We start from the raw sequence: 1,243 nt of genomic DNA, 5'->3' as shown, positions 1-1,243 counted from the left end.
TATTGAAACTGTTACAACTTCTAAGTGACATCCGTTACATCCGCTACCCCATCCGCTGCCCCATCCGCTACTCAACTTACCAAACAGGATTACCGCCAGTATTTGGCGCACTAGGTTCACTCACAGCCGGAGGCGCAGTTACCTCACTCGGCGCAGCATTACCTCCATTAACAACAGGTGCTTCCTCCAGAAACTTATTCATATCAATTGTTGCCGACTCTGCACCACCTGAACTTTCAAATAGTGGGCCAGAAGCACCAGAACGAATATTAAATAGTTGCTGAATTTCTCGCGCTTCATAGTGATATGATCCGAACAATAATTGCGATTGATTACTTCCAACAAATATTAATTAATGCTAGATCGATCGTATGTTTGTAGTAGGCACTTCAGTGCCTAACAATATTAATTTGTTCGCTATCTACTTCAATAATCACATCATCTCCATATTGCAAATTACTGATAAAGGACGTAATAATCTCAATAGTATCAGGAGTGTGAAAATGCTCTGGCTTAGTTTCTGGATGAGGATAATAGATAAAACCATCAAAGGATTTACCTCTATTTAGTAAAATTCGGCAATCAAAAAATGAGAAGTCTTCGGCTGCTTCTCCTGATGCCCATTTAATATTTCTGAATGTATATTTTGCTTTTTTGATTTCGTAGTTATGTGGCGCAATAGAAATATTGATTGTTCCAGAAAAATATCTATCTAAGTCAATACCTCTCGCGCGGAAAAAAGGCTTTTGCATTGCGATTGTGCCATTGGGGAAACGCGGATCTTTAGATTTACCTGATGCGACACCGTAGCCTTGTTTGACAATACCTTTGATTTGGATGCAATTTTCCATATTACTTTGCTATATTGATATTTTGCATAACTACTATATTTAATACCCATATCACTCAGATGAATTATACATTCTATCTCAAAGTTCAGCGAGTGGAAAACACTTGTATATTTGAACTATCTTGGGGCAAAGGGCAACAACTTACCGTAACCCTACCTTATCCAGAAAATCTCAGTACTCTGTATCAGGAATGGAGTAGCGTTTATCTCAGTTTTTACAAGCAGGCGTTGCGAGGAAGAGTGGCTAAAACTGGTAGTTTGGGTGTTCCCCCAATTGATTGGCACGCGAAATTAGTCCAGGCTGAAGCTACTTTGCTTTATGAATTTCATCAGTGGTTGCGCAGTGCCCAATTATTTGAAATTCGTTCCCGAATTGCTCGAGGGGGAGTGGGG

2 protein-coding genes and 1 pseudogene are annotated in these 1,243 nt (G+C 39.9%); 1 reads left to right on the top strand and 2 read right to left on the bottom strand.

Annotated elements, in window-relative coordinates; genetic code table 11:
- Positions 1-76 precede the first annotated feature (76 nt).
- Positions 77-319 carry a COP23 domain-containing protein gene (locus NJ959_RS29765; RefSeq protein ID WP_254015369.1) on the bottom strand — a complete coding sequence of 81 codons (243 nt, stop codon included), beginning with the start codon at positions 317-319 and terminating at the stop codon, positions 77-79.
- A 70-nt stretch (positions 320-389) separates the two neighbouring features.
- Positions 390-851: a hypothetical protein gene (locus tag NJ959_RS29760; RefSeq protein WP_254015368.1), complete on the bottom strand. Its 462-nt coding sequence runs from the start codon at positions 849-851 to the stop codon at positions 390-392.
- A 59-nt stretch (positions 852-910) separates the two neighbouring features.
- On the opposite strand from NJ959_RS29760, the pseudogene NJ959_RS29755 reads away from it, so the two are divergent.
- A pseudogene (locus NJ959_RS29755) lies at positions 911-1,243 on the top strand (CHASE2 domain-containing protein); the annotation flags it as partial.

The organism is Limnofasciculus baicalensis BBK-W-15, from assembly GCF_024178385.1.
Lineage (GTDB): Bacteria > Cyanobacteriota > Cyanobacteriia > Cyanobacteriales > Coleofasciculaceae > Limnofasciculus > Limnofasciculus baicalensis.
The sequence above is the reverse complement of the archived record's forward strand: the minus strand, read 5'-3'. Positions and strand labels throughout refer to the sequence as shown.

Excerpts from the sequence above, each read along its gene's own strand:
- NJ959_RS29760 (WP_254015368.1), bottom strand. The coding sequence starts at position 851 with ATGGAAAATTGCATCCAAATCAAAGGTATTGTCAAACAAGGCTACGGT.